The sequence below is a fragment of the Streptomyces sp. CO7 genome, from assembly GCF_053474865.1.
Map to the genome: position 1 here is coordinate 514031 of NZ_JBRIOU010000002.1, position 2948 is coordinate 516978.

General features: G+C 72.5%; 2 protein-coding genes. Both read left to right on the forward strand.

Annotation, left to right across the window (positions count from 1 at the left end; all coding sequences use genetic code 11):
• Nucleotides 1-27 precede the first annotated feature (27 nt).
• On the forward strand, nucleotides 28-1752 hold the full coding sequence (araD, locus tag ACOV8S_RS04270) for an L-arabinonate dehydratase (protein ID WP_448317345.1): 1725 nt from the start codon (nucleotides 28-30) through the stop codon (nucleotides 1750-1752).
• Between the two features lie 206 nt (nucleotides 1753-1958).
• Entirely contained in the window at nucleotides 1959-2924 is a 966-nt protein-coding gene (locus ACOV8S_RS04275) for a carbohydrate ABC transporter permease (protein WP_448316180.1), read from the forward strand.
• The last annotated feature ends 24 nt before the right edge of the window (nucleotides 2925-2948 follow it).

Here is a 2948-nt window from a genome sequence, read left to right on the forward strand (position 1 = left end):
GCCCCCGGCTCCCCGCGCCCCGTCACGCTGCGCCCGGAGGACCTGCGCAGCCACCGCTGGTACGGCGACTCCGTCTCGACCGGCCTGCGCACCTTCAGCCACCGCGCCCGCACCCGCCAGCTCGGTTACCTGCCCGAGGAACACCTCGGCAAGCCCGTCGTCGCGGTCCTCAACACCTGGTCCGACATCAACCCCTGCCACGTCCACCTGCGGGAGCGCGCCCAGGCCGTCAAGCGCGGGGTGTGGCAGGCGGGCGGCTTCCCGCTGGAGTTCCCGGTCTCCACGCTCTCGGAGACCTTCCAGAAGCCGACCCCCATGCTCTACCGCAACCTCCTCGCCATGGAGACCGAAGAGCTGCTGCGCTCCTACCCGGTGGACGGGGCCGTGCTCCTCGGCGGCTGCGACAAGACCACGCCCGCCCTGCTGATGGGCGCCGCCAGCGCCGACCTGCCCGCCGTGTTCGTGCCGGCCGGACCCATGCTGCCGGGCCACTGGCGCAAGGAGGTCCTCGGCAGCGGCACCGACATGTGGAAGTACTGGGATCAGCGGCGCACCGGCGAGATCGGCGACGGCGAACTCTCCGAGCTGGAGAACGGCCTGGCCCGCTCGCCCGGCCACTGCATGACGATGGGCACCGCCTCCACCCTCACCGCCGCCGCCGAGGTGCTCGGCATGACGATGCCCGGCGCCTCCTCCATCCCCGCCGTGGACTCGGGCCACGAGCGGATGGCCGCGGCCGCCGGCGCCCGCATCGTCGGCATGGTGTGGCAGGACGTCACCCCGTCGAAGATCCTCACCCGGGAGGCGTACGAGGACGCGGTGGCCACCGTCCTCGCGCTCGGCGGCTCCACCAACGCGGTCATCCACCTGATCGCCATGGCCGGCCGCTCCGGCGTCACCCTCACCCTCGACGACTTCGACCGCATCGCCCGCACCGTGCCGGTCCTCGCCAACCTGCGGCCCGGCGGCGCGTACCTCATGGAGGACTTCCACTTCGCGGGCGGCCTGCCCGGCTTCCTCTCGCGCCTCACCGACGTCCTCCACCTGGACCGGCCCACCGCCGCCCACCCCACGCTGCGCGCCCAGCTCGAAGGCGCCCTCGTCCACGACGACGAGGTCATCCGCCCGCGCGAGCGGCCGCTGGCCGACGAGGGCGGCGTCGCCGTCCTGCGCGGCAACCTCTGCCCCGACGGCGCGGTGATCAAGCACATCGCCGCCGAGCCCCACCTGCTGCGGCACACCGGCCCGGCCGTCGTCTTCGACGACTACCGCACCATGCAGCGCACCATCGACGACCCCGCGCTCGGCATCACCGCCGACCACGTCCTGGTGCTGCGCAACGCGGGACCGCAGGGCGGGCCCGGCATGCCGGAGTACGGGATGCTGCCCATCCCCGAGTACCTCCTCAAGGAGGGCGTGCGGGACATGGTGCGGATCTCAGACGCCCGGATGAGCGGCACCAGTTACGGCGCGTGCGTGCTGCACGTGGCGCCCGAGTCGTACGTCGGCGGCCCGCTGGCCCTGGTGCGCACCGGCGACCTGATCACCCTCGACGTCCCGGGCCGCGCGCTGCGCCTGGAGGTCGACGAGGCCGAACTGGAGCGCCGCCGCGCCGCCTGGACGGCGCCCGCGCAGCGGTGGGAACGCGGCTACGGCGCGCTGTACCAGGAGCAGATCACCCAGGCCGACACCGGCTGCGACTTCGCCTTCCTCGCCCGCCCGGGCAAGGTGCCCGAACCTTACGCCGGCTGAACCGCCGCCGGCCGGCCGTGCCCCGCGCCCCGGCCGGCGGCGCACCACCACCCACCGCGTCCGCCTCCGCGCCCGGACCGGCGCACGCCGTGGAGCAAGCGCTTTCTGCCGGCCTCGTCGGCCCACCCGCCGCCCTCCGGACCTCCGGAGCGGGCCCGGCTCCCCGTACGACACGCACCACCGTGAACGAAACGGAGACAGAGCTCATGGCCCCAGCAGCCCCCGCCGCCACCGCGGCGAAGACACCGGGCAGGACGTCCCGGGGCGCGCCCGGACGACGACGCGGGAACGGCAGCAGCACCCCGCGCCGCCTTCCCTACCTGCTGATCGCCCCCGCCGGGCTGCTCATGCTGGGCTTCATCGCGTACCCGGTGCTCAGCGTCTTCTACTACAGCCTCCAGCACTACAACGTCACCAAGCCCTGGCGCGACGGCTTCGCGGGCTTCGACAACTTCACCCGGATCTTCACCGACGACCCGCTCTTCCGCGACTCCCTGGTGTTCAGTGCCAAATGGGTCGTCACCGAGGTCTCGCTCCAACTGGTCCTCGGCCTGGCGCTGGCCCTGCTGGTCAACCAGACGTTCGTCGGACGCGCCCTGGCCCGCGCCATGGTCTTCTCCCCGTGGGCCGTCTCCGGGGTGCTGACCACCACCATCTGGATGCTGCTCTACAACCCCTCGACCGGGGTGAGCCGCTACCTGGCGGACGCCGGGATCGGCGCCTACGGCACCTCCGTGCTGTCCGACACCGACACCGTCTTCTGGGCCGTGGTCGTCACCGAACTGTGGCGCGGGGTCCCGTTCTTCGCGATCCTCATCCTCGCCGACCTGCAGTCCGTGCCCAAGGACCTGTACGAGGCGGCGTCGGTCGACGGCGCCGGCCGGCTGCGGCAGTTCGTGCACATCACGCTGCCGCACCTGAAGGACGCCATCATCCTCTCCACGCTGCTGCGCGCCGTGTGGGAGTTCAACAACGTCGACCTCCTGTACACCCTGACCGGCGGCGGCCCCGCGGGCGTCACCACCACGCTCCCGCTGTACGTCGCCAACACGGGCATCGAGGGCCACGACTTCGGGTACGCCTCCGCGCTGACCACCGTGGCCTTCGTGATCCTCCTGTTCTGCTCCATCCTCTACCTGCGTCTGAGCAAGTTCGGAGGCGACTCCCGGTGACCGCCGCACTCGCCGAGACGGGCG